This is a genomic window from Moorena sp. SIO4A5 (assembly GCF_010672005.1).
Classification (GTDB): domain Bacteria; phylum Cyanobacteriota; class Cyanobacteriia; order Cyanobacteriales; family Coleofasciculaceae; genus Moorena.
Genome location: NZ_JAAHHZ010000473.1, coordinates 1 through 3,752, shown reverse-complemented (window position 1 = coordinate 3,752; position 3,752 = coordinate 1). Strand labels below are relative to the sequence as shown.

Below are 3,752 nucleotides of genomic sequence, written 5' to 3'. Positions count from 1 at the left end.
GCAGATCAAAATTATACCAATCTAATTTTATTCTTGCTGGAGCAACTGGTACCAGGATACACCCCTAAATACAAAAAAACTACTCCAATCCTAAATTTTTATTCGGATATTTCTAAGATGATTAGGACTGATGACAAGATTAAAGTGTTAGACAAGTGTTATCACCAAGCCAACGGCCAAGTTACCCAAAGCAAAAAAATTGGGTTCTGGGAAATGGAAGATTATTTGCAAAAGGCTCTAAAAAATCAGGAGTTGCAGCTTTACTACCAGCCGATTATGCTCCTAGAAAACGAGCATATTAATAGTTTTGAAGCATTGTTGCGCTGGCAGCATCCTAACCTAGGATTGATTTACCCAGAAGAGTTTATGCCAGTAGCCAAAGCAACTAGCTTGATTGTTCCCATTGGTTGGTGGGTAATCAGAGAAGTTTGCAATCAACTACAGTCTTGGCAACAACTGTTTCCTAGTCAAACACCGATAACCATTAGTGTTAATCTGTGTCGCCAACAGTTATTGCAACCTGATTTAGTTCAGCAGATTGACCATATTATCAATAAAACTAACTTGGATGCTTATCGTTTGAAGCTAGAAATACCTGAGAGTTTTATTCGTAAAAATCCTGAGGAAGCCATGGTGGTGCTTTCCAAACTTAGAGCCATTGGGGTTCAGTTAGAATTGGATAACTTTGGTATTAATACTTCATCGGATATCAATTATATCCATGAAGTGTCTAACTCTATCTATGGAGAGTTTAATGGCTTAAAAGTTGATCGGTCTCTAGTCAGTAAAATTAATACGGATAACATAAATTTAGAACCCGTTCAAACCGTGGCTAAACTAGCCAATGATCTTGGTGTTGATCTAATTGCCACCGGGGTAGAAACATCCAGGCAAATTGATCAACTAAAAATCCTCAACTGTAAATATGGACAGGGCTACTTTTTCTCCAAACCTGTAGACGTTGAAGCGGCGATAACTTTGATTGGAGTTTAGCTAAACGTAAGCCTTCAGCCGTCAGCTGTCAGCCGTCAGCAGACTTAACTCAGATTAAACGAATGCTTACCTCTTTTATTCAAAAGCTGTCCCGTTCGCACCTCAAGTAGCGTGGCCATTCTCGTAGCGTGGCCAAAAAGGCCAAGGGTGGCCAAAGGGCAATGGTTGATAGCTGAATGCTTACAGCTAAACTAAGGGGAGAGTGGAAAGAGGGGGAGAAGGGGGGAGAAATTTGGTGTATAGCTCATCCAACTTAAAACCACTATAAAAATTGATAATCAATTAGTATAAGAAAGCAATTATGGTGATTAGCAAGATAGCAAAATACAGCAAGTTAGTCTTTGTACTAGGGATATTCACCACTGTTGCTTGTAATACTATGACAACAGCTCAAACCTCTAACGTTACCACGGTTTATCAAGGGAGTGATGAACACTTTCCAAATCCAGAACGAGGCTTTTTTCTGCCTTTTACTCCTCTGGACAATACATCAAATTATTCCTTACAGCTGTCTGAGCTACAAGAGGTTAGGAATAACCAAATGACCTTAGTACGTAAGGTTTACGTAATTTCAGAATTTAGAAATAAACCGTTATCAGAGTCTTTTCTACAAACCCTATCCCAGGATTTGAATACGGCTCGACAAGCTGGGGTTAAATTAATCCTACGGTTTTCCTATAATTGGGTAGGAGGTGGTGAAGATTCATCCCGCGATCGCATACTCTCCCATCTGGATGATCTGCAACCGATATTAGCATCAAACTACGATGTTATCGCCTACATGGAAGCAGGTTTTATTGGTTACTGGGGAGAATGGCATAGTTCTTACTATGGTTTGGATAGCAACAATGAAGATAGAAAAGCTATTTTGTTTAAACTCTTGTCTGTTCTACCCAGTGAACGGATGGTTACTCTACGATACCCCAATCATAAAATAGCAATTTTTGATCAAGAAAATCCTCTTACCCCTAATGAAGCGTTTAATGGTACTAACCGAGGGAGAACTGGAGCTACTAATGATTGTTTCCTAGCCAGTATTGATGATTGGGGAACTTACAGCGATACGGATCGGGGGATAATAGAACAAGAAAAGACATTTTTAAATCTGGATAATCGGTATGTGGTACAGGGGGGAGAAACCTGCAATCCTAGTTCTTTTGATGATTGTCCCAATGCTTTAAATGAACTAGAACGAATGCGCTGGAGTGCATTAAATTACAAACCAAGTGATGCCACTGAGATCATTGAAGACTGGGAAAACCAAGGGTGTTTAGAGGAAATTAAACGTCGTTTGGGCTATCGCTTCCGTATAGTCAAATCAGTTACTCCTACTAGGGTAAAACCCGCTCGTACATTCTCGATACAATTGGAAATTATCAATGAAGGATGGGCTAGTCCTTACAATCCTCGGCCACTGGAAATTATTCTCCGTCACCGTGTCACTCGTCGCGAATACCATTTACCTATAGACGAGGATCCTCGGATGTGGATGCCTGGTAGTACTCAGGTTATTAATGCTGTCACTCGTACTCCAGACACAATCGAAACTGGAACCTATGATGTTTTCTTAAATCTACCTGATCCAGCTCCTCAATTATATAATCATCCAGACTATTCCATCAGACTTGCTAATCAAAATCTATGGGAAGCCTCGACAGGCTACAATTCCCTATTGACTAGCCTTATTGTTAATTAAACTGTAAGCTAATTCGCATTAGCTGATAGCTGACATCTGTTGGCGTAGCCTGCGCGTAGCGCATATGCTTAAATACGGATAGAGACTATGAGAGTTTGGTCAGGGCAGAGCTTGCTTATCTACTGTAAAAAGCTAGTCAATGGCTCGACGAATAGCAAGATTTTTCGCGCAATTGTAACTGTTGGTTTATTGACTGCTTTTGTAAAAGTTGGTTCTCTTATTAAAGAATTAGTAGTTGCGTGGAGGTTTGGTACTGGGGATGAATTAGATGCATTTTTTATCGCTTTATTGGTTGTGTTTTTGATCAAAAATGTAATCGCTGAATCCCTTGATACTGCCTTTATTCCTACCTATATCCGTGTACGAGATCAGGAAGGAATGGCAGCCGCTCAAAAACTGTTTTCTGGAGTAATGATCTGGGCATTAGTACTGCTTAGCTTCACTACTATAGTAATGGTAGCTACTGCTCTGGTTTATTTACCATTGATTGCCTCTGGGTTTAACCCCGAAAAGTTAGAGCTTACCTTCCATCTACTTTGTTTAATGGCACCCGTAGTTATCCTTACTGGGATTGCCATCATTTGGAGTGCTGTTTTGAATGCTGGGGAACGTTTTGCTCTAGCAGCTCTATGTCCAATGATGATTCCGGTGATTAGCATCCTATTGATAGTAGGATTTAAGTCTTTAGGAATCTTTGCCTTAGTTGCTGGATTAATTAGTGGTACAGTTCTAGAGCTGATAATTCTGGGAATAGCACTGCATCGTCAAGGTATTTCATTACTGCCAAGATGGTATGGATTTAATGAGCCTATGCGCCAGGTAGCGAGCCAGTATCTGCCAATGATTGCTGGAGCATTATTAATTTGTAGTGCTGCTCCAATTGATCAAGCCATGGCAGCTATGTTGTCTCCTGGTAGTGTGTCTATACTTAACTACGCCAACGGTTTAATTGCTTCTCCCATTAACCTAATGAGTATTGCGATCAGCACTGCGGTAATTCCCTATTTTTCTAAGATGGTTGCTAGTCAGGATTGGCAAGAAATCCGTGGCACCCTTAGGTATA

3 protein-coding genes are annotated in these 3,752 nt (G+C 40.4%); all 3 read left to right on the top strand.

The features are described 5' to 3' along the window. Positions 1-993, top strand: a 993-nt coding sequence (locus F6K57_RS39460) for an EAL domain-containing protein (RefSeq protein ID WP_293074211.1), incomplete at its 5' end; no start/stop codon positions are given. Between the two features lie 301 nt (positions 994-1,294). Then, on the top strand, positions 1,295-2,689 hold the full coding sequence (locus tag F6K57_RS39455) for a DUF4832 domain-containing protein (protein WP_293074208.1): 1,395 nt from the start codon (positions 1,295-1,297) through the stop codon (positions 2,687-2,689). A 189-nt stretch (positions 2,690-2,878) separates the two neighbouring features. Further along, positions 2,879-3,752: lipid II flippase MurJ (locus F6K57_RS39450; RefSeq protein WP_293074205.1), on the top strand; the 874-nt coding region annotated here is incomplete at its 3' end.